Origin of the sequence: Campylobacter concisus, assembly GCF_003049065.1 — a bacterium.
GTDB lineage: Bacteria > Campylobacterota > Campylobacteria > Campylobacterales > Campylobacteraceae > Campylobacter_A > Campylobacter_A concisus_BE.
Genome location: NZ_PISC01000001.1, coordinates 308,061 through 332,291, shown reverse-complemented (window position 1 = coordinate 332,291; position 24,231 = coordinate 308,061). Strand labels below are relative to the sequence as shown.

Below are 24,231 nucleotides of genomic sequence, written 5' to 3'. Positions count from 1 at the left end.
TATCAATTTGCTAATTAAAGCCTTGTAAATTCAGACAAATTTATATTATTAAGGAAAAGATAGTAGAATTTTGCAATTTTTTACGAAGGACTAAAATGATACAAACTTGCCTATTTCCAGCGGCTGGATATGGAACGAGGTTTTTACCAGCTACAAAATCACTCCCAAAAGAGATGTTGCCGATCCTTACAAAACCGCTCATTCACTACGGCGTTGATGAGGCGCTTGAGGCTGGTATGGATAATATGGCCTTTGTCACAGGACGCGGAAAAAGGGCGCTTGAGGACTATTTTGACATCAGCTACGAGCTAGAAAAAGAGATCGCAGGCAGCTCAAAAGAGTCACTACTTAGCGAAGTTAGAAATTTAATGAGCTCATGCACATTTTCATTTACTAGGCAAAATGCCATGAAAGGGCTTGGACACGCCATTTATACGGGCAAAACACTAGTTCGAGATGAGGCATTTGGGGTCATTTTGGCAGATGATCTATGTATAAATGAAAATGGCGAGGGCGTGCTTTCGCAAATGGTTAAAATTTATGAAAAGTATCGCTGCAGCGTCGTAGCTGTGATGGAGGTGCCAAAAGAGCAGACCAAATCTTATGGCGTCGTAAGCGGTCGGTTTATAGAAGATAATCTCATAATGGTAGATGATATGGTTGAAAAGCCTGATCCTGCCGAGGCTCCGACAAATTTAGCGATAATTGGCCGCTACATCCTAACGCCAGATATTTTTAACATCTTAGAGCGAACAAAGCCAGGCAAAAACGGCGAAATTCAGATCACTGACGCGCTAAAAACGCAGGCAAAAGATGGCATGGTGCTAGCTTATAAATTTAAGGGCAAGAGATTTGACTGCGGTAGCATCGATGGCTTTGTCGAGGCTACAAATTTCTTTTACGAGCGCAGTAAATGATAGAAACTTCATTTAAATTTAACTTTGCAAGCAGCGAGGTCATCGACTCTTATGCCAAACGCATAAACGACGAATACGAAAGTGGCGAGATAGGCTACTACCACCTGCCAGTGCTCGGGCAAAATTTACTTGGCGAGATCGAGGAGTATGAAAAAGGGCTAGTTCATATCAAAAATGTAGTACTTGTTGGCATTGGCGGCAGCAGTCTTGGCGTAAAGGCGCTAAAATCAATGCTTGAAGGCACAAAGGGGATAAAAAGAGAGCTTTTATTTTTAGATAACGTCGATCCTTGCAGCTACAAAAGCACGCTTAGTGGGCTAAAATTTGACGAGACACTTTTTATAATAAGCTCAAAATCAGGCAACACGATCGAGACGATCACTATTTTTAAGTGCTTGCTTGATGACTTTAAGCCTCAAAATTTAGGCAAAAATTTCCTCATAATAACCGATCCAGGCACAAATTTAGAAAATTTCGCCAAAGAAAATGGGATTAAATTTTTTAACATCCCAAAGAACGTTGGCGGGAGATTTAGCGTGCTAAGTGCGATCGGCCTTGTGCCTCTTGGTATCTGTGGCTACGATATAAAGGCACTTTTAGAGGGCGCGCTTGCTTGCAAAAAGCAATACATCGAGCAAAAAGATAGCTCAATAGTCGCTAAAGCCTATCACTACGCCACTAGCAGAAATGCCAGTATAAATGTCATTTTTAGCTATTGCGATAGATTTTTTGAATTTAACGACTGGTACGTGCAGCTTTGGGCGGAGAGCCTTGGTAAAAAAAGAGGCTATAAAAGGGTCGGACTTACGCCAGTTGGACTTGTCGGCAGCCGCGATCAGCACAGCTTTTTGCAGCTTATCATGGACGGTGTAAAAGATAAGAGTGTGACATTTATAAAGATAAAAGATCACGCAAGCGACAAGACTATCCCAAATTTAAGCCTAAAAGGGCTTGAGGAGTGCGATTTTGTGGCGGGTCTAAGCCTAAATGAGCTTATAAATTTGCAGTGCGACGCGACGGCTATGGCGCTGGTGCAAGAGGGCATAAGTGTCGATACGATCACACTTGAGAGACTTGATGAGTTTCACGCTGGCTGGCTCATTTTTTACTACGAGCTACTAACCTCGGCCACTGGTATCATGCTAGGCATCAACACCTACGATCAGCCAGGCGTTGAGATAGGAAAGCGTATCTTAAAAACAATGCTTTTAAAGTAGAAAATGAAGAAATTTCTACTTTTGGCTCTTTTTGCCACGCAAATTTTTGCTTTTTCGGCGAGTAAATTTGTAAATGACGCTAGGTCGCAGATCGGCGTGACGCTAAGCTACGACCCAAGCTACGAAAAGCTAGCCTATCCTATGGGCGACGTGGATATCGAAAAGGGCGTTTGCACTGACGTTGTGGTAAGGGCGCTACGTCATCAGGATATGGATCTGCAAAGGCTCATTTTTGAAGATATGAGTAGAAATTTCGCAAGCTATCCTAAAAAATGGGGCCTTAAAAAGGCTGATAAAAACATCGATCACAGGCGTGTTTTAAACATCGCTACCTATCTAAAAAGAAAAGGTTTTGAGGTTAGAGATGATAAATTCTTACCAGGCGATATAGTCACATGGATGCTACCAGGAAATTTGCCTCACATCGGCGTGATCTCAGATAAATTTGAAGGCCAAACACCGCTTGTCATCCACAATATCGGCTCTGGCGTGCAAGAAGAAAACATACTTTATAGCTACAAGATCACGGGGCATTTTAGGCTAAAGTAGCAAAATGGCTTTTTAATCAAATTTTAGGCAAAATCGCAAAAAATAAATTCAAGGAAAATAATGTTAGAAGTTAGGGGACTTACTCAAAGATTTGCAAGCAGTTTGCTATTTGAGGATGTAAATTTAAAGCTAAATCGCCACAACAGATACGGACTAATCGGCGCAAATGGCGCTGGCAAATCGACATTTTTAAAAATTTTAAGCGGAGCTATCGAGCCAACTAGCGGCGAGATCATCATAGAAAATGGACTAAAGGTTGGCGTACTTGGGCAAGATCAGTTTGCGTTTGAAAATTTCACACTAAAAGATGCGGTGCTTTATGGCAACAAACGCCTATATGACGCCGTAAAAGAGAAAGAAAAGCTCTATATGAGCGAGGAATTTACAGATGAGATAAACGAGCGCTTAAGCGAGCTTGAAATGATAAGTGCTGAAGAGGATCCGAGCTACGAGTACGAGACTAGGATAGAAAAAATTTTAAGCTCACTTGGACTAAATGAATTTGATAAGCTCATGAGCGAGGTTGAAAACTCAGATAAAGTTAAAGTTTTGCTAGCTCAAGTGCTCTTTCCAAAGCCAGACATCTTGTTCTTAGACGAGCCGACAAACAACCTTGACATAGACGCGATCGCATGGCTAGAAAACGAGCTAAACCGCCACGAGGGCACGCTTGTGGTTATCAGTCACGACAGGCACTTTTTAAATAGGGTTTGCACAAACATTTTGGATGTGGATTTTAAGAAAATTCGCGAGTTTTCAGGCAACTACGACGACTGGTATATGGCTGCAAATTTGATAGCAAAGCAGCATGAGATGGAGCGCGATAAGAAGCTAAAAGAGAAAGAGGAGCTGGAGAAATTTATCGCGAGATTTTCAGCAAATGCGAGCAAGGCAAAGCAGGCGACCTCACGTGCAAAACAGCTTGAAAAGCTAGATATCGCAGAGATCGCAGTATCAAGCAGACGCGATCCTAGCATACTATTTCGTGCAAACCGCGAGATAGGCAATGAGCTAATTGAGCTTAAAAATATAAGTAAGAAATTTGATGATAAAGTGATATTTGACGGCTTAAATTTCAAGCTCGAAAAGGGCGACAAACTAGCCATCATCGGCCACAACGGCGTTGGTAAAAGCACACTTTGTAAGATCATAATGGGTGAGATAAAGCCTGACGCGGGCGAGGTGCATATAGGTGCGACCATCGAGCTAGGATATTTTGCGCAAGATACGGTAAATAAGATAGATGGCGAGCTAAAACTTTATGAATATTTGCAAGATGCCAAAAACAAGGACATAGACGAGATCAGAAAGTGCCTTGGCAGGATGCTTTTTAGCGGTGCCGAGCAAGAAAAAGCAGTCGGAGCGCTAAGCGGTGGTGAAAAACACCGAGTGAGACTAGCTCAGCTTATGCTTCATAGGCCAAATTTACTTGTCATGGACGAGCCAAACAACCACCTTGATCTTGAGGCCATCATCGCACTTGGCGAGGCATTTTACAACTTTAATGGCTCAGTCATCTGCGTGAGCCACGACAGGGAGCTAATAGATGCATTTGCAAATAGAATTTTACACCTAAAAGGTAGTGGCGAAGTCGTTGATTTCAAAGGCACATACGAAGAGTATAGAGCAAATTTAGGTCTTGAGAGTTAGTTTTTTACCGTTTAAACCGCGCTAAGCTAATTAAATTTGCTTAACACTTATTGCGACATAGACGAGCATTTTAGCCACTTATTAAAGGCGAGTAAAAAGCAAGCTCTGAGTTTCCAAAACCAAAAGAAGCAAGCTATCTTCGCTTTCCTATAGCATTTACATTAAGATAAATTTTAAGCTCATTTGAGCTTAAAATTTCTTAGATCAAGTGTTTAGATCAGGATAGTCCCAGCAGTTAAACTCAGCGTTCAAATCGTCATTTTCCTGCCCTTTGCAGCATAGCCACTCAAGCCCTGCTCGCCTCTCCATAACGACCTCTTCGTCAAGTCCAGCCACCTTCGTGCCATTTACTCTTGCATTTACACACGCCCAGTGGTAGCGATAAACTAGATCGAGCTTGCTTAAAATTTCATCCATGCTGCGAAGCTTTGAGCGGCTTTTTAGCCCGCCTTCTCTAAAGACATTCATTACAAACTCACAGTCGCAAATTTTATCCATCTGACCGATATCTTCAGCTATACCAAGCGCCCAAAGCAAGATCCAAAGTGACTCATATTTCCAGCCCATATTCACAGCCGTGTCCATATCGGCTCTGTCTTCAACGACCTCTTTTTCTTTTACGCTTAGTCCCTCGTAGGCATCACCCAAAAAGCTCTTTGCCCACGCCATATTTTCTTCGCCCAAAGAGCCCTCGTCACGGATCGTGCAAGCACACATGATCGCTGTAAATGAGCAAACTGCGCGCCTTACTATCTCATCAATATCTCTTGGTGTAACCTCACTATTTTCATAGCGAAGCGGCAAGCTCTCAAGCACCGCCACGCCCTCTTGCTTTAAAATTTTTATGTTCTCATCTTTTCTTTGTTGTGCTGTTTTTGGCATATCTGCACCTCCTTTAAAAATATCAAACACTCCTATTTCCTACCCAAAAAACTCGGCGTTAAATTTCTCTTCGTCGAAATTTTTGCCCAAAAATTTGCAAATTTCCTCCATATCAGCCCTCGCCGTTTCAAAACAGCTAGTAGCCCCCGGGCTTGGCGTCATATTAAAGCTTATGCCCTCGCCTGTGCTGATCTTGCCCTCGCCAAGCTCTAGTCTTTTTTTGTTGCGGTCGATCACCTGCGGTCTTACGCCACCAAAATTTACAGCGTAGCTTAGGTCGTTTTCGCTTAGGCTTGGCACGATCTTTCTAGCGTCTTTGACAAATTCTTTTTTGTTGATAAATGGCACTTCAAATAAGAAATTTCTTAGTATATATGACCTGATGTCTTCGTCTTTTAGTAAATTTGTAAAGACTTCAAGGACGTTTTTGTCAAATTTTAAGCACTTTAAGAAGTCAAAAAAGCTAGAACAGCCGTGAAATCTCTCAAGCTTTGGTATGACAAGAGCAGTTGGGCCAAAGCGAGTGTTGCCATTAGCTAGGATATCTGGGTCGCCGTGAAGTGCGGCAAATGGTAGCTTGTCGTTTTGCACCATATAGACTTTGCCGTTTAGCAAGCGCTTGTTAGCAAAGTAAAAGCTTCCAGCAACTGGCAGCGTGCTAAGATGCAGCCCGTAACCCATCTTGTGAGCTAGAAATAGCGAGTGCGCTCCAGCATCGACTACGACGTAGTTTGCTGTGATCACTTCGCCATCATTTATCTTGATATGAAAGGTATCACCCACCTTTTTCATATCAGTCACTTCTGAACTTAGGCTGATCTCATAGCCATCTCCGCCCAAATTTAGCGCATTTTGCACGAGCGAATTTGCCACGCCACCAAAGTCCATCGTCGTATACTGGCCATTTTGCGTGCCAATGGCGATGATATTTTCTGGGCGCTCATTGCCATTTGCGTCAAAAACGACGTTTGGCTCGATCTGCTTTAACTTCTCTTTGTCATAAATTTCAAGATAAGGAAATAGCTCTTTAAAGCTCTCATATCGCTCTTTGATGCGCTCTACTTCGGTATCTCCGATGGCTAGCGTCATCTTTTGATGAGCAAACATATATTTGCCCTCTAAGTTGTATTTTAGAGCGTATTTTACTGGCATATTTGCCACTTGTGAGACCTTTTTTGCCTTTTCTAGCGTGTAGTTTGTCTCGATATCGCCGCAGTGGATGGTCTGTGAGTTGCCCTTGCCGCTTGAATTTAGCGTCGCTACGCCGTCATATTTTTCTAAAAGTGCGACCTTTTTTATATCGCTAAATGCAGCCAACTCGTAAAAGAGTGCCGTCCCGCTAATGCCCGCTCCAACAATTGCCACTTCAAAGTGCTTTTGCCTCATTTTCTCCCCTGAAAGTTTAGTCGCATAAATGATACTATATTAAATTTAAATCAAACAGCAAAAAGCGAGGCATGAAAAATGGGCTGTGTAAAAGTGAAATTTGGCAAGGCTTTCACCTTGCCTTGAAGTTAAAATTTATAAGAGACATTTACTTTGAAATTTCTACCTGGCTCCCAGTCTATGTAATTTTGATTACCTGTATAGTCAGCCATTCTTTGTGACTGCGAAGCGTATGCCTTGTTAAAGAGGTTGTAAATTCCAGCATTTATCTCTAGCCCTTTAAATTTACCACTGCTTGGTGCATAGGTAGCGTAGATATCGCTAACTGCGTAGCTTGGTATCTTATCGCTCTTATCATTGCTGGCTGAGATGGTATTTTTTGATGCAAAGTAGATTAGGTTATAGCCTATTAGCGTATCGATCCTTGAAAATGCATACTCGGCGTTAAATGTGTATTTATCGCCTTGATCTCGGTAGCCGATGATGTTTGAGGTGTAGTAGCTGCCATTTGGTTTAGCGACCCTATCTTTATATTTTACCTTTTGATGAGTGTAGCTAGCAGCTAGGCTTAGTGCATCTAAATTTAGCCTTGCAAGTAGCTCGACGCCACTTATATCAGCCCCACCAGCGTTTATCCTGACTAGAGTTTGATTTACACCACCACCTGCTGCGTTGTTATCGACTATTAAATTTTTATATTTTGTCATGAAGTATTTTGCAGATAGGCTATATGAGCTAGCTTCACTTATGTCGCCATGGTATTTAAGACCGGTTTCGTAGCTATTGCCAGTGGTCGCTTTTAGGTCTTTATTTGCCGCCCAGTTTAAAGCCCTGCCCCTACTACTTCCACTTGCCATCATCGACTCCATAACGTCAGGCCCTCTAAAGACCCTCGCATAGCTTGCAAACGCGTGTAACCCTTTAAGTATCTCATAATCAAGCGCAAGCGCTGGGGTAAATTCGTTAAATTTATAGGTATAGCTCTTTACATTTCCAGCTCTGCCGTCGTAGCTTTTTAGCTCGTGATGAGTGTATCTGATGCCAGGAGTAACGGTTAGTGAGCTAAAATTTAGCGCATCTTCTGCGTAGATAGAGTAGTTATTTACCTTTTCAGGGTAGTGATTGTCTGGTTTGTTGAAATTTTTACTTTGGTAAAACTCAGCGCCGTATCTAAGCGTCTGCGTCAAAGCGCCGGTCTCGACTACGCTTTTAGCCTTTGCATTTATACCATTTGTCTTTACACCCAAAATTTTTAAGACTGGATCATCTTTTTTGTGCTCGGTGTTGTATGCCGTTACCTCTAAATTTAAAAGATCGCTAGGCTTATACTCGTATTTTAGCGTTGTCGTATCACGCTCGTATTTGCGGTAGTCGTCGGCATTTTGTTTATCGTGCCAGCTACCAAATTCTGCCCTAAATGGATAAATGCCTTTAAATTCATTATGCTCTCTTGAGATAGAAATTCTATGTGCATCAAGGAAGCTATAACCAAGTTTTAGAAGATAGCTAAGGTCGTTGCCATCGCCACCTATTTTATTGCCATTGCCACTTTTGCCGTAGTCATAGCCTTTGTGATTAATAGCTGCTATAAAATCAAGCCCTTCAACTGGGGCAGTAAAGAGCATAAGGCCTTGAGAAAATTCGCTGTTATTTGAGGCGTATCCAGTCTTTATCTTTGCACCGATCTTCTCGCCGCTTTCTAGCAAGTCTTTTGCATCGACCGTTTTAAAGGCGACCGAGCCACCAAGCGCGCCAGAGCCATTTACGACCGATCTTGAGCCAACCTCGACGTCTATTGCCTTTATGAGATCAGGATCGATCAGCAAGTCGGCGTTATGGTGAAAAGTATTTCCATTTTGTTTCGCGCCATCTATCGTGATATTTAGACCGCGGTCACTTACGCCTCTCATATAAATTTTTTGATTCATGCCGTTTGTGCCGCCCACATAGACGCCAGGGATGTCCCTCATCACGTCTTTTGCTAGGCCAGCGTTTCTAGTTGAAATTTTGATATCATCAACGCCGTATCCACCGCTGCTACTTGTCACCTCAACACCGCTTAGCACGCTCTCGTCTGCTGCGTTTGCACAAACTGCCACGCTTGCTGCAAGAGAGAGCTTAAATAAGCCCTTAAATCTCATCTCTCCTCCTAGTTTGATTATTAAAATTACTATTTTAGTTTATAGTCTAATTTTGAAATTGAATATTATAATTTTAAATATAAATTTCAGGTAAAAATTTAAAATATATGCGATTTTATAGCTATAAAAATATAAATTTGTATTTGTTAGTGTAGAAAAATAGCAAGTAAATTTTAGTGATTTTTATTTAAGAAAAATGAAATTTGGCAAGGCTCTCACCTTGCCGTAAATTTTAGTAAGCCCTTTTATAGGCATTTTCTATTTTGTCATTTTCGCCAAATTCTTTCATGGCGCCAAAAGCAAAATATGGGTTGCGCAGTAGCTCTCTGCCAAGCGCCACGCCGTCGCAAACATCGCCAAGCAGCAGCGCCTCGCACTCGCTAGCCTTTGTGATAAGACCGACTGCAAAGACTGGGATTTTGACTGCATTTTTCACAGCTTTTGCGTAGCCAGCCTGATAAAGAGGCGTAAATTTAGGCGCATTATCAACTTTTGCATAGACTCCGCCAGCTGAGACGTGGATGAAGTCAGCCCCATTTTTCTCTAGCTCACGCACTAGCTTTACGCTCTCCTCTACGTCCCAGTCGCCCTTAAGCCAGCTACTTGCACTTATCCTCACGCCAACAGTGATATTAGCGCGAGCCTTGATCTCTCTTAAAATTTCAAGCAGCAACTTTATGCGGTTTTCAAAAGTGCCGCCGTATTCGTCACTTCGCTTGTTTGTGCCAGCACATAAAAATTGATTTATCAAATATCCATGTGCCGCGTGTATCTCCACAGCCTCGTATCCTGCGCTCTTTGCTCTAATAGCCGCATCCACAAAGCTTTGCTTGACGCTTGCGATATCCTCTACGCTCATCTCTTTTGGCGTGCCGTAGTCTTCACTAAATTTGATAGCACTTGGCGCGATGATGCCCTCACAAGCACCCTTTCTACCAGCGTGAGCAAGCTGGATGGCCATTTTGGCACCGTATTTGCTGCAGCCTTTTACAAGCTCCGCGTGAGCCTCGATCTGCTCGTCACTCCAAAGCCCAAGGTCTTTTTTGGTGATCCTGCCACGCGCCTCCACAGCTGTCGCCTCAACGATAATCATGCCGACACCGCCGATCGCCCTTGTAGCGTAGTGGAGCTTGTGAAAGCACCTTGGACGGCCATCCTCTTTTTTGACCTCATACATACACATCGGAGCCATGATAATGCGGTTTTTGATCTCGATGCCACCTATCTTAAGCGGCGTAAAAAGCTTGTTTTGCATGAAAATTCCTTTAAATTTTTTGATTATTTTAGGATATTTGTTTAAATTCTTGGATTTATCTAAAATTTATCTATTACGACGTAGAAAGTTCAAGCAAATTTTAAAATTTCATGAACGAGTAATTTCGGCTCTAAAATTTGAGCTAAGCTGCAAGCGAAGCCAAATTTTAGTAGTCAACTCTTGCGAGTGAATGAAAGTTTAAAATTTGCAAAATAGCTTTTTAGAAATTTAAAGTTTTGCTTCTTTGTTAAGGGGGAAGAGGCTTGAATTACGAAGTCGCTCCCTTCCCCCTTAACAATCCCCTAACCCCTACGACGTTAGAGGTGCATGCAACGGTGCTGAAGCACTGCACGCGTTTAAAAAACTAGGACAAATTTTAAAAATTTATAAGCAAGCATATCACGGCTCTAAATTTAGTGCTAAACGAAGTGTAACCTAAATTTAGCAAGTTACTAAGGCGAGTGAGTAAAGTTTTAAAATTTGCAAAATAGCTTGATTAAATTTCTAAATTAATAAAGATTTAGAAATTAAAAAGCCAATAAATTTAAACCTTTTTTTTAAAGCGAAGTTAAATTTGAAATAGCCAGCTGCAAATTTAGCAGCCAGCTAAAATTTTAGTTTTTATGGATGCGAAGGTAGCTATTTAGTGCGCCGACGTAGGCTTTGGCACTTGCCATCATCGTATCGATATCAAGCCCGTGACCCATTACGGCTGTTTTGCCCTCGAACTCGACCTTTACATCGACCTTTGCAAGAGCGTCTTTGCCCTGAGAAACAGCTGTGACCTTATAGTCTTTTAGCGTGCCACTAATGCCACTAATGCGATCAACCACCTTAAATATCGCATCTGCTGTACCGTTGCCAAGGGCTGAGTCGCTAACGATCTCGTCGTTGTGTCTGATGCTCATAGAAGCACTTGCTAGGCTGCCACCGCTACTTTGAAGCAAGTCTGTGATCTCGTAAGCTTGCGGGATCTTAGTGATCTCTTCTGCCACAAGCGCCCTGATATCATCGTCAAATATCTCTTTTTTCTTATCTGCCAGGTCCTTAAATTTCTCAAACGCCTTATTAAGCGCATCGCTATCAAGGTCAAATCCAAGGCTAGCAAGCTTATCTTTAAACGCATGGCGGCCGCTGTGCTTGCCAAGAACGAGTGAGTTTTTCTCTAAGCCGATGCTCTCAGCACTGATGATCTCGTAAGTCTCTTTGTGCTTTAGTACGCCATCTTGGTGGATGCCACTCTCGTGCGCAAAGGCGTTTTTGCCAACGATTGCTTTATTTGGCTGCGGCTCGATGCCTGTGATGCTAGCGATCAGTCTTGAAGTCGGATAAATTTCTTTTGAAATGATGCCTGTGTAAAGCGGCGCAAAGACATCCTGACGAGTTTTTATGGCCATCACGATCTCTTCAAGTGCAGCGTTTCCAGCGCGCTCGCCGATGCCATTTATCGTGCCTTCAACCTGCCTTGCACCAGCTTTTATAGCAGCTAGCGAATTTGCCGTAGCCATGCCTAGATCGTTGTGGTTATGCACCGAAACTACCGCTCTATCGCCTATAAATTTTACTATTTCGCTAATGCGAGCTGTGATCTCCTCTGGATACAAGTAGCCAACCGTATCAGGGATATTTATGGTTTTTGCTCCTGCGTTTATCGCTGCGTCGCAAATTTCTTTTAAAAAGCTCATCTCGCTTCTGCACGCATCCTCGCAGCTAAACTCCACGTCATCGCAAAATGTTTTTGAGTATTGCACTGACTCAACTGCACGCCTGATCACCTCATCTGGGCTCATTTTTAGCTTGTACTGCATATGGATCGGACTTGTTGCTATGAAGGTGTGAATTCTTTTGTTTTTTGCTGGAGCTAATGCCTCGCCAGCTGCCTTGATATCACGCTCAACCGCACGTGCAAGCGAGCAGACAGTGATGTTTGAAGCTTGCTTTGCGATCTGATTTACCGCGTCAAAATCCCCTGGGCTAGCCGCTGCAAATCCAGCCTCCATCACATCTACACCAAGCCTTTCAAGCTGAAGTGCAATCTGAAGCTTTTCAGCTGTGTTCATAGAGGCTCCTGGGCTTTGCTCGCCATCTCTTAAAGTCGTATCAAAGATTATAATTTTATTTTTATCCATTTTTTGTCCTTTTATGATTTTTATATTTAAATTTAATGAGTTAAGTAAAGAAGAATTTGCTACCTAAGTAGCAGCAGTAGAGAGTTTTTGATTTCGATTTTTGGTAAAAATTTACGCGATTTTATTATGCCATTTTCGCTCATTCGCTCTCCTTTTTTTTGTGATTTTTGCTAAACATTATAGCCGCTCTAATAATACCATAAAGCACGTAAACACTCATTACTAAAGTTGCGCTCTCGAATGGATATAGATAAAGCATAGAAAAAACAACTACAAGTGCTACTAAAATTCGTATAACATGAGTTTGTTTTAAATTCATCTTTTTAAAGCTTGGATAGCGGATGTTGCTAACCATCAAGATAGCCAAAACTGCTTCAAGCAATATCAAGCACCACTCAAAACCCTCTAAAAACGTGTAATCTACATAAATGCCGATCCAAAGCACACTGACAATCGCTGCTGATGGTATAGGAAGTCCGATGAAAACATTTGGTTCGTATGTGCCGGTAGTGACGTTAAAACGAGCTAATCTAATAGCTCCAAAGACTACAAACATAGCTGCTATTAGCGCACCAAATCTACCAAATTTTGCACCAACTGTTAAATAAAATAAAATCGCTGGAGCCACACCAAATGCTACAAGGTCCGCAAGGCTATCAAATTCCACACCAAATTTACTTGTAGTCTTTGTAAGTCTTGCCACGCGTCCATCAAGTCCGTCTAAAATCAGTGAAAGAATGATGTAAATAATGGCCTTAAAATAGTTCCCCTGAATAGATGAAATAATGCTTATAACACCCAAAAAAGCACTTGCGGCGGTAAATAAATTTGGCAAGATATACATTAACTGCATTTTTTGTATGCTATTCATTTTATTTTTCCTCTTCAAAGTATCCAAGAAGTGAAGCAGCTTTAACGCTCTCGCCAACGCTTACACAAATTTTAGTATCTCTTGGCAAGTATAAAATCACTTCGCCGCTTCCTAAAAAGCCAAATTTTCTAGAGGCTTTTAGGCTGGTAATGTTATAAATTTCTAAACTTCTACTAAAAACTCCAGCTATGATCTTTATAGCAAATTTAATATTTCCTTTTTCAAAACGAATTATCGCTCTTTCGTTTAGCATCTCTGAAATTTTCATAGCCTGGCATAAAAAGAGCCCATGCCTTCTTTTAACTTCAGTGACGTTAGCATCGCTTATAGCCCTTAGCGTACCTACGCCAAAAAATGGCTTTGAGATAACTATCTTAGCCACCTCTTTATCATCAAAATTTGAAACGCTGATCTCTTTTATCTTACCATCTATGGGCGAAAGTAAGGCTAGCTTATCATCAGTAAAAGGCTCTCTTTCAGGGTCTCTAAAAAAATAAAGAGTCAAAAGAAGTAGTGCTAGAAAAAATAGTGGCGCAATACCAAACAATGCAGATATAGCAAATAAAATCAAAAAGAATAATATAAATTTATACCCTGCTTTTGCGATGTAGCCACTCATTTTTATTCCTCTTTTTTGCCTTTTTCCTCTTCTTCAAGCTCTACAAGCCTGCTTTCAAGACCATTTTCTTCTTCGTAGTTTTTGATGATCTCTCTAACTCGTTTTCCCTCGATAGTCTCTTCTTCATAAAGTGCTGAAACCATGTTTTCAATGGCGCCTTTATAAATTTCAAGAAGACCAAGCACAGCTGTATATCTCTCATGAAGAAGTGTTTTTACAAACTCATCGACTTTTTCAGCCATCTTGTCACTATAGTCTTTTATGCTTTGTCCGCCATTTAAAAATGTTGCGCGTTGCTTTTCAAGTACCATAAGACCGGCGACATCGCTCATACCATACATGCTAACCATAGCTTTTATGATATCAGTCGCACGCTCTAGATCGTTGCTAGCTCCAGTTGATATCTCTTTTATAAATACCTCTTCAGCAGCCCTACCAGCCAAAAGTACATCGACTTCTGCAAGTAGTTCATGCTTTTGCATCATAAATTTGTTCTCTTCAGGCGTATTTAGCGTATAGCCAAGCGCTGCAAGACCGCGCGGTACGACTGAGACCTTTGTCACTCTTTTTGCACCTTTTGTTAGCTCAGCTATCAAGGCATGACCGCTTTCATGATAAGTGACTATCTTTTTCTCTTTTGGATTTACACGGCGTGATTTTTTCTCTAAACCAGCTATCGATCTCTCGACAGCCTCCACTAGATCAGCCTGCTCGACAAAAGTCTTTGACTTACGTCCTGCAAGAAGTGCCGCCTCATTTATGATATTTTCAAGATCAGCACCTGCCAAACCAGTAGTAAGCCTTGCGATATCCTCGATATTTACATCTTTGCCGATTTTAACATCTTTCATATGGACTTTTAAGATGTCACAACGTCCTTTAAAATCAGGCTTATCAACAAGCACTTGCCTGTCAAATCTACCCGGTCTTAAAAGTGCAGCATCCAAAACTTCAGGTCTATTTGTAGCCGCTATGACGATGACTGGCGACTTGTCCGCATCAAAGCCGTCCATCTCAGAAAGAAGCTGATTTAGCGTTTGCTCTCTCTCGTCATTGCCACCCATCGGACCAGAATTTCTGCTCTTACCGATCGCATCGATCTCATCTATAAATACAATCGCTGGAGCCTCTTTTTTTGCATTTTCAAAAAGATCCCTAACCCTACTTGCACCAACGCCAACAAACATCTCAATAAAGCTTGATGCCGACATAGAGAAAAATGGCACGCTAGCCTCGCCCGCAACTGCTCTTGCAAGAAGCGTTTTACCAGTACCTGGAGGGCCAACTAGCAAAATACCTTTTGGAATTTTAGCTCCAAGTCTTAGGTATTTATCTGGACTCTTTAGATAATCAACTATCTCTTGAACCTCTTCTTTTGCCTCTTCAACGCCTGCAACATCGTCAAATTTAACTTTTGGCTTTTCAGAATTTATAAGCTTTTTTGCACTTCCTATGCCTAGTATGCCACCGCCGATATTCTTTTGCATACGACTAGCGATAAACATCCAAATAGCAAAAAATATAAACACCGGTATGATCCATGAAAATATAAGATCTCCAAACCAGTTATTTTCGCTATAAACGCTGTAAGTTATGCCGTTTTGCTCAAGTATGCCAATAAGCGTTGGATCATTTATGCGCTTTGCGAGGTAGATGGTTTTGTCATTACCAACGCCTTTTATCGTAGTTTCAGATATCGCAACCTCATTTAGTTGCTTATTTTTTAGCATATCTTTAAACTCAGAATAAGCTATCATCTTGCTTTGAGCGTTGCTGCCAAGCCCAAAAGTACCGCCTAGTCCGTCGCCACTAAAGCTTCTAAAAGCTAGAACTATAACTATTGCAAAAATAGCAAAGATAAAGATGGGATTTTTGTTAAAAAATCCGTTATTATCGCCATTATTTTGGTTATTATTTTGATTATTCATCCATTTCCTTATAAACAAAGCTAACCCAATCATTAGCCTGTTTTATCTCAACTAGCTCCAAATCCTTAAACGTATCTTTAATCCTATCTTCGTATTTGTTCAAAATTCCTGACAATACTAAATAGCCGCCTTTTTTAAGCGATTTTTTCAAGTCATTTGAGAGCATAAAAATGACATCAGCAATGATATTTGCTACGACGATATCATATTTTTGCTCTAAATTTGCAATAGAACCTGTCCAAATTTTATTAAATTTAACCTCATTTAGCTGTGCGTTACTTAGCGAGCTTTGCGTGGCCTGCTCGTCTGTATCGCAGGCATCGACCTTGCAGCCAAGCTTTGCTAAAGCTATGCTTAATATCCCGCTTCCGCATCCCACATCTAAAGCGCTATCACCACTTTTTGCATATTTTTGTAAAAGTTGCAAGCAAGAATTTGTGCTTTCATGGTGCCCTGAGCCAAAGGCTAGAGCTGGGTCGATTATGATATTTGTTACGCCATTAAGTGGCTCTTCCCAGCTAGGTCTAATATAAATTTTATCAACCAAAATAGGCTTAACTGCCTTTTTATATTCGCCTAGCCAGTCTTTATTTTCTTTTAAATTAAGAGAAATTTTTAAATCATTTGAAATTTTACGAACGTTAGAGAGCCCTTTTGCATACTCTTCGACACCCCAAGCTATATCTTTTAGATCATATTCTTCCCTGATGATGATCTCATGGTCTAGCTCTTCTACACAGGTGACCCCAAAAGAAAAAACTAACTCTAAAATTTCATCATAAAAATTTGATGTTTTGATGCTTAATTCGTAAAAATTATCTTTCATTAACCAAGAACGTCTTCAAGCTTCTCTTTTAAGACTTGTGGCGTAAAAGGTTTAACGATGTAGTTATTAACACCTGCTTTTAAAGCTGTTATAACCTCGGCTTTTCCGCCCTCTGTTGTTACCATTATGATAGGCATATCAACATATTTTTGCTCAGCTCTTACCTTTTTAACAAGCTCAAGACCATTCATCTCAGGCATGTTCCAGTCAGTAATAAGAACCTCAATACCCTCATTTTGTGTCAAGATATTCCAAGCTTCAAGCCCGTGCTCAGCCTCGAGAATTTCTTGATGTCCTAACCTTTGCAAAGTATTTTTTATGATCCTTCTCATTGTTGAGCTGTCATCTACAACCAAAATCTTCACATAATATCCTTTTAGTAAAAATTGCCCTATTCTAGCTAATTAAAATTTATAAAAGCTTTAACGCTAGCCAACTTGTTTGAAAGCTTCTTTTAAATCAAGTCGTCCCTCATAGTAAGCTTTACCAACGATCACGCCAGCTATCTCTTTTGTCTCTTTAAGTGCCAAAATGTCGTTTATATCGCTCACACCGCCACTTGCTATGGTCTCAAGCTTGCTGCTTCTAGCTATTTGCAAGCTAAAATCAACATTAACTCCGCCAAGCATTCCATCTTTGTTAATATCGGTGCAAATCACAGCTTCTACACCCACATCTGCAAATTTTTTTGCAAGATCGACTGCTTTTATGCTTGAAACCTCACCCCAGCCTTGCACCGCCACATAGCCATCTTTGGCATCTATGCCAACTACGACCCTGTAAATTCCAGCCATTTTTGCTGTAAATTCTGGATCACGAAGGGCAACCGAGCCAAGGATCACCCTGCTAACTCCAAGGTCCAAGTAGCGCTTTATACGCTCTTCATCCCTTATGCCGCCACCAACTTGCACCTTTAAATTTGTAGCTTTTACTATCTTTTCGATCGTCTTAAAATTTATAGCTTCTCCTGCAAATGCTCCGTCAAGATCGACCACATGCAGCCATTTTGCGCCGTAATCTTCAAATCTCTTTGCAAGCTCACTTGGCTCGTTGCTATAAATTTTAGCGCTTTGCATTAGCCCTTTGCTAAGCCTAACTGCTTGCCCCTCTTTTAGATCTATCGCTGGGAAAATTTCCATCACAACCTCGCAAAATTTTCTAAAATTTTAAGCCCAACCTCATGACTTTTTTCTGGATGAGGTTGAAAACCAAAGAGATTTTCGTGCTGCACCGCGCTTGTAAATTCATATCCATAAGTTGTCTTTGCAAGCGCAAATTTATCATCACAAACCACGTGGTAGCTATGCACAAAGTATAAATACTCAAGCTCTTTTAATCCTAATCTTAAAGGGCTGTTTTGTTTAAACTCGAGTGTGTTCCAGCCAACGTGTGGGATCTTTAGTGGTTTATCAAATTTAGCTTCATCAAATTTAACAACCTCTCCTGGCAAAAGAGAAAGCCCTTCATGCTCGCCAAATTCAAAGCTTTTTTCAAATAAAAGCTGCATACCAAGGCAAATTCCTATAAAGGCTTTTCCATTTTTTACAGCCTCTTTTATCGCTTCATCCATGCCATTAAATTTGAGCTTCTTCATCGCCTCGCCAAATGCCCCAACACCTGGTAAAACGATGTGAGAGTGCTCTTTTAGGCTCTTGGGCTCACTTAGCAAAACGCACTCATGTCCAAGAAATTTAAAAGCATTTATCACGCTTTTGATGTTTCCAGCACCATAATCAATAATAGCGATCATCTGTTCTCTTGTCTTTTTACACTAAAGAGATAAAAACTAAGTGCCGCCATCAGCATCGCTACACCGCCTATTAGATAGATAGCATTTATGATATTTTCAGGTGCAGTGATAGCAAATTTAAAGACTAGCATGAGCGCCTCGATCGCAAGTGCGATGATGATAGAGCCGATAAATCTAACCATTGTCTTATAAATAACGCTATTTTCTTCGTGATTTTTGCCTAAAACCTCTTCTTCAAATATCGTCTTAACAAGGTCAAAAATGGCAAGAGCCAGCGTTAAAATGATGGTTGATTCAAAAATTTCTTCGACATTTATATGCTCGATACTCTTTGAGATAAAGCTCTTTACGCCATGCCAAAATAAAAATGCGCAGATCATAAAAAGCGATGCACAAAAGAGCGCATAGACTGTCTTTAAAAATCTACCAAAATGCTCCTCTACAAAGCCGCTATCGACCATATTTAGGATATTTTCTAGGCTTATGTCAATGCAAGCGATAAATTTAAGCTCATTTTTTTCATTATAGATAGGCACGCTTGCTGTGACGCATAAACCTCCATTTAGACTTGATGGATATGGATCGCTTAAAACACACCTTTTCTCGCGCACAGCGGTGTAGTAGTAGGCTTTATTTGCGCGGTTTTCGCCTTTTGGGATTTTATACTTTTCATTTAGGCTGATCGAGTCTTCGATCTGTATGCCATTTTCATCTAAGATGTATAGTGCATCAAAATTTTCTATCTCGTGGCTGATCTTATCAAAGCCAGCTTTTATGTTTTCCAAGCACACTCCAGGCAGTCTGTTTGGCAAATTTCTGCTAAATAAATAGCAGATATACGCCCTTGCCTTGTATCTCGTGTCACTAAATCTCTTAATATCTTTTATAACCAAAACTAGCCTTTTAAATTTAATGCATGATTAAATTCTGGCACAATCACCTTAAGAGCAGGTGCCACCTCGTCATCTTCAAGCTGCAAAAGCCCATTTATCTGTGAATTTAAAAGGGTCAGATCATAAGGCTGTGAGTGTGTCACAAAGATCGACTCATACTTAGTTTGAACGTCGTCTTTGTTGATAAGTAGCTCCTCATAAAGCTTCTCGCCAGGTCTAAGTCCTACAAATTCGATACCAAGATGCTCTTTGTTTGAAAGCAGAAGCATCTTTTTAGCAAGATCGACGATCTTAACAGGCTCGCCCATATCAAGCACGAAAAGCTCTCCACCTTTTGCGATAGAGGCTGCTTGAAGGACCAGCTGGCACGCTTCAGATGTCAGCATAAAGTACCTTGTGATCTCTGGGTGAGTGACGCTTAAAGGCTTATTTGCAGCGATCTGCGCCTTAAATTTAGGTATGACTGAGCCACTTGAGCCAAGGACATTACCAAAGCGCACACAAACTATCTCGCACACACCTGCTTCGTTTGAATTTAGTGCGTAAAGCTCGCAAACACGCTTAGTTGTACCCATTATGTTTGTTGGGCGCACTGCCTTGTCTGAAGAGATCATGACAAATTTCTTAGCACCATATTTTTTAGAAAGATCGACTGCATTTTTTGTGCCAAGGATGTTGTTTTCAACTGCTGAGCGAGGATTTAGCTCGCAAAGTGGCACGTGTTTGTAGGCTGCAGCGTGGATGACGATCTCTGGTCTAAATTCTTCAAAAACCTCTTCAAAGTCTTTTAAATTTGTGATATTTACAAGCTTGCTAACAGTTCTTTTATCTCTTGTATCTTCGCCTATTTTATAAAGGTTAAACTCGCTGTGCTCGACCATTATAAGCTCACTTACGCCATATTTCAAGCACTGCTTACAAATTTCGCTTCCTATACTACCGCCAGCTCCAGTGACAAGCACTTTTTTATCTTTTAAGAAATTTGAAATGGCTTCTGGATTAAGGTCTTTTGGCTTTCTAGCAAGCAAATCTTCGATCGAGATATCTTTGATCGGCTCATTTTCGATAAGCGAAAAGAGCTTCATATCTCTTATGCCATATCCAGTTAGCTCATCAACTAAAGCTTGAAGCTCGTCTTGATCAAGTGCTAGTGCGATGATAGCAGTCTTTGCGTCGTAGTCTTTTATAAGGCTTGGTATATCTTTTTTATCTTGAACTAAAAATCCATCACAATATGTGCCAACAAGATCGCTTCTGCCATCTACCACGCCAACTGCGTAGTAGTCAAGATATCCCTGCTTTAAGCCACGTAAGACGTGAAGCGCCTTTGAGGTCGCGCCTATAACGATACAAGGCTCGCCTTTGTGAGGTCTATTTGAAAAGTCAAGCACCATACGCTTTGAAATTCTCAAAAGCCCGATAAGTAGGCATGAGATGAGAAGGTCGATAAATATGACGCTTCTTGGGTAAGGATTTAAAAAATCTTGTATGATGAAAAATACGATCGTAAATAAGATCGCCGCACAAACATGAGCTAGGAAAATTTTACGAGCTTCATTTAAGCCAAAAAATCTCCACGGCACCTTGTAAATTTTAAACATCCACATAAAAAAGAGCTTAAATACGATCAAAAATCCAGCCGTTACAAAAAGCCCTTGCACGTAGATATCTGGGATGTCGGCGTTAAATCTTAAAAGATATGCCGCATATATCGAAAAAACAAATATAAAAACATCACCAAGAAGGAAAAATACGAGCCTTTTTAACTTCGTTGCATGAAACATTTACGCATTTTCCTTGACTATTTTTATCACTCTTTCTTGTGTCTGCCCGCTCATATCGCTGCCGCTTGGCAAGCAAATTCCTCTTGAAAATAGATCTTGGCTATATCCATCGACAAAGCTTAACGCACCTTTAAAGACAGGCTGCAAGTGCATAGGCTTCCAAAGTGGGCGGCTCTCGATGTTTGCATCAGCTAGTGCTTTTATAACCTTTAAATGTGCATCTTTTTTAGCAAAAACGCCAGTTGTGAGCCATCTGTTTCCACGAGAATTTGGTAGCTCTGGCATAAATTCTAAAATATCGCCAAGCTCTTTTTCATAAATTTCAAAAACTTTTCTCTTTTGCTCGACTCTTTTTTCTAAAACTTCCATCTGAGCCACGCCAATAGCGCCTAGAACGTTGCTTAAGCGGTAGTTATAGCCGTAGTCCTTGTGTTCATAGTGAAGCAAAGGCTCTCTTGCTTGCGTGCTGTAAAATCTAGCTTTTTCTACAAATTCGCTATCTCCAACTAGCATGCCACCACCTGAAGTGGTGATGATCTTGTTGCCATTAAAGCTATATCCACCCATCACGCCAAATGTGCCAAGTGCCTTGCCGCCGTAAAATCCACCAAGCGCTTCAGCTGCATCTTCAACCAAGGCGATGCCCTCGTTTTGGCAAATTTCGCAAATTTCTTTCATCTTTGAAGCTTGTCCGTAAAGATGAGTGACGACTAATGCTTTTGGCTTTTTAGGTAAATTTGATATCGCTTTTTTAAGTAGCTCTGGGCTTAAATTCCAGCTCTCGTCGCTATCTATAAAGACCGGAGTCGCCTTTTCATAAAGTATCGGCGAGACTGAAGCCATGAAAGTAAAGCTAGAAGCTAGCACAAGATCGCCCTCTTTTACGCCAAGGACTCGAAGTGCTAGGTGAAGTGCCGCAGTTCCAGCGCATAGTGCAAGCGCATCCTTAGCGCCAGTATAAGCTTTTATGCTATCTTCAAATTTATTGACATACTCACCAAGTGGTGCTATGTAGTTGCTTTCAAAAACTTTTTTTATATATTCCTGCTCTTTTCCACTCATATTTGGTGGAGATAAAAAAACCCTATCCATTTTCATACCTTTCGTGATTTTTTGGCGATTTTAGCACTTATTTTTAAATTTATATCTTAGCACGCTCGCATGCAGGCACGCCATACGCCTTTACGCCATCTTTTATATCTCTAATGACCACGCTTCCAGCGCCGATAATGCAGTTTTTACCGATGCTTATGCCTTGAATGACACTTGAGCCAATGCCAACGTGCGTAAATTCGCCCACGCTCACATTTCCAGCAAGGGCTGCATTTGGGCTGATGTGAGCAAATTTGCCTATCACGCACTCATGCTCTATCACTGCGCCAGAGTTTATGATAGCGCCCTCTTTTATGCAAGCTTTTGCGTTTATCACGGCATTTGGCATGACGACTACGCCTTTTTCTATCACGGCACTTTTGCTCACAACCGCACTTTTATGGATCAAATTTACTATCTCAAAGCCAGCGGCCTCTACTTTTTGGCTGATCTTTTGCCTTGTTTTATTATCACCTATGGCTATTATGATGTCAGCTTTTTCAAGCTCTGGGTTAAATTTACGCTCGCTAGCATCGTCTAAAAAAGCTATCTCATCATAGCCGTTATCTCTAGCAATGTCAGCGATCACAAGACCATGCCCACTCGCTCCGTAGATGTAAATTTTCTTAGTTTTTGCCATTAAATTTCTCCGTAGTCGCCTGCCCCTCTTTGCTGACACCACTTCGTTTTAGCACCTTTTCGATGGTCTGCAAAGCGATCTTTACATCAAGCATAAAGCTTAAATTTTTAGCGTAATAGACATCGTATTCAAATTTTTTCTCCCAGCTTATGGCGTTTCTGCCATTTACCTGCGCTAGACCCGTGATACCAGGGCGCACGTCGTGGCGGTGCTTTTGCGTTTCGTTATAGATGGGTAGATACTCGACCAAAAGCGGCCTTGGTCCGATAAAACTCATATCGCCTTTTAGCACGTTAAATAGCTGTGGTAGCTCATCGAGGCTAAGAGAGCGGATAAGTTTGCCAAATTTGCCAAGACGCTGCTCATCTGGCAAGAGCTCGCCATTTGCGTCACGCTCGTCGCTCATCGTCTTAAATTTATAAATTTTAAAAATTTTCTCATTTAGCCCTGGTCTTGCCTGCGTAAAAATGACGTCGCGGCTTACCTTAAAATAGATAAAGATCGCCGTTGCTATGATGATAGGCGATGTTAAGATGAGCAAAAACAAAGCTCCCAAAATATCAATCACCCTCTTTAAAAAATTTCTATACATCTATAAATTTCCTATAAATTTCTATATATCTTTTTGCGATTTGCTTCTCGTCAAACTCACTAACTGCCCAGTCTCTGCCATTTGCTCCAAGCTTAGCACAAAGCGCTTCGTCATCAAGCAAAATTTTTATCTTACTAGCAAGATCGCTTGCGTCTTTTACCTTACATAAAAGCCCGTTGTAGCCATCTTTTACAGCTTCATTACAGCCTGTCACGTCGCTTGCAACGACTGCTTTAGCCATGCTCATCGCCTCTAAAACCGTTCTTGGAAAGCCCTCTTTGTAGCTTGGCAAAGCAAGTAAATAAGAAGCCTTTAAAAGCTGTGGTATGTCGTTTCTAGCGCCAAGATATCGCACTTTGCCACCTTTTAAAAAGCTCTCGTCTGCGGTTGATTTATTACCAGAAAAGCCCTCGCCCACAAAGACAAATTCGCAGTTTTTATAGCCATTTAAAATTTCTGCTGCCTCATAAAATTCACGAACGCCCTTGTGCCACATGGCTCTGGCGATCATTAAAATGACCTTTTTTTCACCCAAGTCCGCTGCCTGCGTGATAGCTGGGTCAAATTTAGCAGTATCGACGCCGACACTTTTTATGCGGTACACCTTGCTTTTATCTATCAAATTTTTAGAGATCAGATAGTCTGGATCTGCGTCATTTACGAAGATGCAAGCATCAGCCTTTGCAAAAGAGAGCTTATAAAGGCTCTCCATGACAAAACGCACAGCCTTTGTCTTAAGATCATCATCGATATAAAAGCTACCAAGGCCTTCAACCAAATTTATCACGTGCTTTATGCCAGCGTTTTTAGCGGCAAATGTGCCAAAGACATTTGACTTGTGAGCGCCAGTTTGAAGCAGGTCTAAATTTAGCTCGCCTAAAATTTGAGATAGTTTTTTTGAGTTATTTATCACGGTTAGCGGATTTAGGCTCGCCTTATCAAGCTCGTAGGTGACGGTGTGAAAGCTTTTAGCAAGCTCATTAGTAAAATTTCCTTTTGGAGCGATAGCAAAAACTTCATGCCCCATATCTTTTAAAGCCTGCATGATAGGGCGTCTAAAAAAGTGTATGCTCATATCAGCGTGGCTTAAAAATCCTATCCTTGCCATCT

22 protein-coding genes are annotated in these 24,231 nt (G+C 41.1%); 4 read left to right on the top strand and 18 right to left on the bottom strand.

Annotated elements, in window-relative coordinates:
- Window positions 1-95: 95 nt before the first annotated feature.
- Genes galU through CVS81_RS01585 form a run of 4 tightly spaced genes read left to right on the top strand, consistent with a single transcriptional unit; the run spans window position 96 to window position 4,333 of the window.
- Entirely contained in the window at window positions 96-917 is an 822-nt protein-coding gene (galU, locus tag CVS81_RS01600; protein WP_107964871.1) for a UTP--glucose-1-phosphate uridylyltransferase GalU, read from the top strand.
- Window positions 914-2,134: a glucose-6-phosphate isomerase gene (locus CVS81_RS01595; protein ID WP_107964870.1), complete on the top strand. Its 1,221-nt coding sequence runs from the start codon at window positions 914-916 to the stop codon at window positions 2,132-2,134. Before galU ends, CVS81_RS01595 begins: the two co-directional genes overlap by 4 nt.
- 3 nt (window positions 2,135-2,137) lie before the next feature.
- On the top strand, window positions 2,138-2,683 hold the full coding sequence (locus tag CVS81_RS01590; RefSeq protein ID WP_107944470.1) for a DUF1287 domain-containing protein: 546 nt from the start codon (window positions 2,138-2,140) through the stop codon (window positions 2,681-2,683).
- 60 nt (window positions 2,684-2,743) lie between these two features.
- Entirely contained in the window at window positions 2,744-4,333 is a 1,590-nt protein-coding gene (locus CVS81_RS01585; protein WP_107964869.1) for an ABC-F family ATP-binding cassette domain-containing protein, read from the top strand.
- Window positions 4,334-4,537: 204 nt separating this feature from the next.
- Here the strand turns inward: CVS81_RS01585 and CVS81_RS01575 are convergent, their stop codons facing one another.
- The 18 genes from CVS81_RS01575 to pglA all read right to left on the bottom strand — a co-directional run bounded on the left by CVS81_RS01575 (window position 4,538) and on the right by pglA (window position 24,229).
- The gene (locus CVS81_RS01575; RefSeq protein ID WP_107964888.1) at window positions 4,538-5,215 is read right to left on the bottom strand and encodes a DUF4272 domain-containing protein; all 678 of its coding nucleotides are present in this window, start codon (window positions 5,213-5,215) and stop codon (window positions 4,538-4,540) included.
- Window positions 5,216-5,254: 39 nt separating this feature from the next.
- Window positions 5,255-6,601: an FAD-dependent oxidoreductase gene (locus CVS81_RS01570; protein WP_107945574.1), complete on the bottom strand. Its 1,347-nt coding sequence runs from the start codon at window positions 6,599-6,601 to the stop codon at window positions 5,255-5,257.
- Window positions 6,602-6,729: 128 nt separating this feature from the next.
- Window positions 6,730-8,742 (bottom strand): TonB-dependent receptor domain-containing protein, encoded by a 2,013-nt coding sequence (locus CVS81_RS01565; protein WP_107964868.1) that lies wholly within the window; start codon window positions 8,740-8,742, stop codon window positions 6,730-6,732.
- A gap of 232 nt (window positions 8,743-8,974) precedes the next feature.
- A complete protein-coding gene (locus tag CVS81_RS01560) occupies window positions 8,975-9,997 on the bottom strand; it encodes an NADH:flavin oxidoreductase/NADH oxidase (RefSeq protein WP_107964867.1) in 1,023 nt (340 codons plus the stop codon).
- A 614-nt stretch (window positions 9,998-10,611) separates the two neighbouring features.
- Window positions 10,612-12,126, bottom strand: a complete 1,515-nt coding sequence (locus tag CVS81_RS01555; RefSeq protein ID WP_107964866.1) for a 2-isopropylmalate synthase — start codon at window positions 12,124-12,126, stop codon at window positions 10,612-10,614.
- A gap of 139 nt (window positions 12,127-12,265) precedes the next feature.
- The gene (gene pssA / locus CVS81_RS01550) at window positions 12,266-12,997 is read right to left on the bottom strand and encodes a CDP-diacylglycerol--serine O-phosphatidyltransferase (RefSeq protein ID WP_021086093.1); all 732 of its coding nucleotides are present in this window, start codon (window positions 12,995-12,997) and stop codon (window positions 12,266-12,268) included.
- Between the two features lies 1 nt (window position 12,998).
- On the bottom strand, window positions 12,999-13,616 hold the full coding sequence (locus CVS81_RS01545) for a phosphatidylserine decarboxylase (RefSeq protein ID WP_107964865.1): 618 nt from the start codon (window positions 13,614-13,616) through the stop codon (window positions 12,999-13,001).
- Between the two features lie 2 nt (window positions 13,617-13,618).
- Window positions 13,619-15,544, bottom strand: a complete 1,926-nt coding sequence (gene ftsH, locus CVS81_RS01540) for an ATP-dependent zinc metalloprotease FtsH (RefSeq protein WP_107797007.1) — start codon at window positions 15,542-15,544, stop codon at window positions 13,619-13,621.
- Window positions 15,537-16,370, bottom strand: coding sequence for a 50S ribosomal protein L11 methyltransferase (locus CVS81_RS01535; RefSeq protein WP_107964864.1), 834 nt, complete (start codon window positions 16,368-16,370; stop codon window positions 15,537-15,539). The genes ftsH and CVS81_RS01535 overlap by 8 nt, the downstream gene beginning before the upstream one ends.
- Window positions 16,370-16,735 carry a chemotaxis response regulator CheY gene (locus tag CVS81_RS01530; protein WP_002939933.1) on the bottom strand — a complete coding sequence of 122 codons (366 nt, stop codon included), beginning with the start codon at window positions 16,733-16,735 and terminating at the stop codon, window positions 16,370-16,372. The genes CVS81_RS01535 and CVS81_RS01530 overlap by 1 nt, the downstream gene beginning before the upstream one ends.
- Window positions 16,736-16,798: 63 nt before the next feature.
- A complete protein-coding gene (gene hisA, locus CVS81_RS01525) occupies window positions 16,799-17,509 on the bottom strand; it encodes a 1-(5-phosphoribosyl)-5-[(5-phosphoribosylamino)methylideneamino]imidazole-4-carboxamide isomerase (protein WP_107964863.1) in 711 nt (236 codons plus the stop codon).
- Window positions 17,509-18,120 (bottom strand): imidazole glycerol phosphate synthase subunit HisH, encoded by a 612-nt coding sequence (gene hisH / locus CVS81_RS01520; protein WP_021085957.1) that lies wholly within the window; start codon window positions 18,118-18,120, stop codon window positions 17,509-17,511. The genes hisA and hisH overlap by 1 nt, the downstream gene beginning before the upstream one ends.
- Window positions 18,117-19,013, bottom strand: coding sequence for a PDC sensor domain-containing protein (locus CVS81_RS01515; protein WP_009294679.1), 897 nt, complete (start codon window positions 19,011-19,013; stop codon window positions 18,117-18,119). The genes hisH and CVS81_RS01515 overlap by 4 nt, the downstream gene beginning before the upstream one ends.
- Window positions 19,014-19,015: 2 nt before the next feature.
- A complete protein-coding gene (gene pglF, locus CVS81_RS01510) occupies window positions 19,016-20,797 on the bottom strand; it encodes a UDP-N-acetylglucosamine 4,6-dehydratase (configuration-retaining) (protein WP_012140180.1) in 1,782 nt (593 codons plus the stop codon).
- Window positions 20,798-21,889 (bottom strand): UDP-N-acetylbacillosamine transaminase, encoded by a 1,092-nt coding sequence (gene pglE / locus CVS81_RS01505; RefSeq protein WP_107964862.1) that lies wholly within the window; start codon window positions 21,887-21,889, stop codon window positions 20,798-20,800.
- A 49-nt stretch (window positions 21,890-21,938) separates the two neighbouring features.
- Window positions 21,939-22,529 carry a UDP-N-acetylbacillosamine N-acetyltransferase gene (pglD, locus tag CVS81_RS01500; protein WP_107964861.1) on the bottom strand — a complete coding sequence of 197 codons (591 nt, stop codon included), beginning with the start codon at window positions 22,527-22,529 and terminating at the stop codon, window positions 21,939-21,941.
- Entirely contained in the window at window positions 22,516-23,121 is a 606-nt protein-coding gene (gene pglC, locus CVS81_RS01495) for an undecaprenyl phosphate N,N'-diacetylbacillosamine 1-phosphate transferase (RefSeq protein ID WP_021088589.1), read from the bottom strand. Before pglC ends, pglD begins: the two co-directional genes overlap by 14 nt.
- Window positions 23,114-24,229, bottom strand: a complete 1,116-nt coding sequence (pglA, locus tag CVS81_RS01490) for a N,N'-diacetylbacillosaminyl-diphospho-undecaprenol alpha-1,3-N-acetylgalactosaminyltransferase (protein WP_107964860.1) — start codon at window positions 24,227-24,229, stop codon at window positions 23,114-23,116. The genes pglC and pglA overlap by 8 nt, the downstream gene beginning before the upstream one ends.
- Window positions 24,230-24,231 lie beyond the last annotated feature (2 nt).

Coding starts and splice junctions, on each gene's coding strand:
- CVS81_RS01535 (WP_107964864.1), bottom strand. CDS start 16,370: ATGAAAGATAATTTTTACGAATTAAGCATCAAAACATCAAATTTTTAT.
- CVS81_RS01560 (WP_107964867.1), bottom strand. CDS start 9,997: ATGCAAAACAAGCTTTTTACGCCGCTTAAGATAGGTGGCATCGAGATC.
- ftsH (WP_107797007.1), bottom strand. CDS start 15,544: ATGAATAATCAAAATAATAACCAAAATAATGGCGATAATAACGGATTT.
- pglC (WP_021088589.1), bottom strand. CDS start 23,121: ATGTATAGAAATTTTTTAAAGAGGGTGATTGATATTTTGGGAGCTTTG.
- pglF (WP_012140180.1), bottom strand. CDS start 20,797: ATGTTTCATGCAACGAAGTTAAAAAGGCTCGTATTTTTCCTTCTTGGT.
- CVS81_RS01595 (WP_107964870.1), top strand. CDS start 914: ATGATAGAAACTTCATTTAAATTTAACTTTGCAAGCAGCGAGGTCATC.
- CVS81_RS01565 (WP_107964868.1), bottom strand. CDS start 8,742: ATGAGATTTAAGGGCTTATTTAAGCTCTCTCTTGCAGCAAGCGTGGCA.
- CVS81_RS01590 (WP_107944470.1), top strand. CDS start 2,138: ATGAAGAAATTTCTACTTTTGGCTCTTTTTGCCACGCAAATTTTTGCT.
- galU (WP_107964871.1), top strand. CDS start 96: ATGATACAAACTTGCCTATTTCCAGCGGCTGGATATGGAACGAGGTTT.
- CVS81_RS01575 (WP_107964888.1), bottom strand. CDS start 5,215: ATGCCAAAAACAGCACAACAAAGAAAAGATGAGAACATAAAAATTTTA.
- CVS81_RS01555 (WP_107964866.1), bottom strand. CDS start 12,126: ATGGATAAAAATAAAATTATAATCTTTGATACGACTTTAAGAGATGGC.
- pglD (WP_107964861.1), bottom strand. CDS start 22,529: ATGGCAAAAACTAAGAAAATTTACATCTACGGAGCGAGTGGGCATGGT.
- pglE (WP_107964862.1), bottom strand. CDS start 21,889: ATGGATAGGGTTTTTTTATCTCCACCAAATATGAGTGGAAAAGAGCAG.
- pssA (WP_021086093.1), bottom strand. CDS start 12,997: ATGAATAGCATACAAAAAATGCAGTTAATGTATATCTTGCCAAATTTA.
- hisA (WP_107964863.1), bottom strand. CDS start 17,509: ATGGAAATTTTCCCAGCGATAGATCTAAAAGAGGGGCAAGCAGTTAGG.
- pglA (WP_107964860.1), bottom strand. CDS start 24,229: ATGGCAAGGATAGGATTTTTAAGCCACGCTGATATGAGCATACACTTT.
- CVS81_RS01585 (WP_107964869.1), top strand. CDS start 2,744: ATGTTAGAAGTTAGGGGACTTACTCAAAGATTTGCAAGCAGTTTGCTA.
- CVS81_RS01570 (WP_107945574.1), bottom strand. CDS start 6,601: ATGAGGCAAAAGCACTTTGAAGTGGCAATTGTTGGAGCGGGCATTAGC.
- CVS81_RS01545 (WP_107964865.1), bottom strand. CDS start 13,616: ATGAGTGGCTACATCGCAAAAGCAGGGTATAAATTTATATTATTCTTT.
- hisH (WP_021085957.1), bottom strand. CDS start 18,120: ATGATCGCTATTATTGATTATGGTGCTGGAAACATCAAAAGCGTGATA.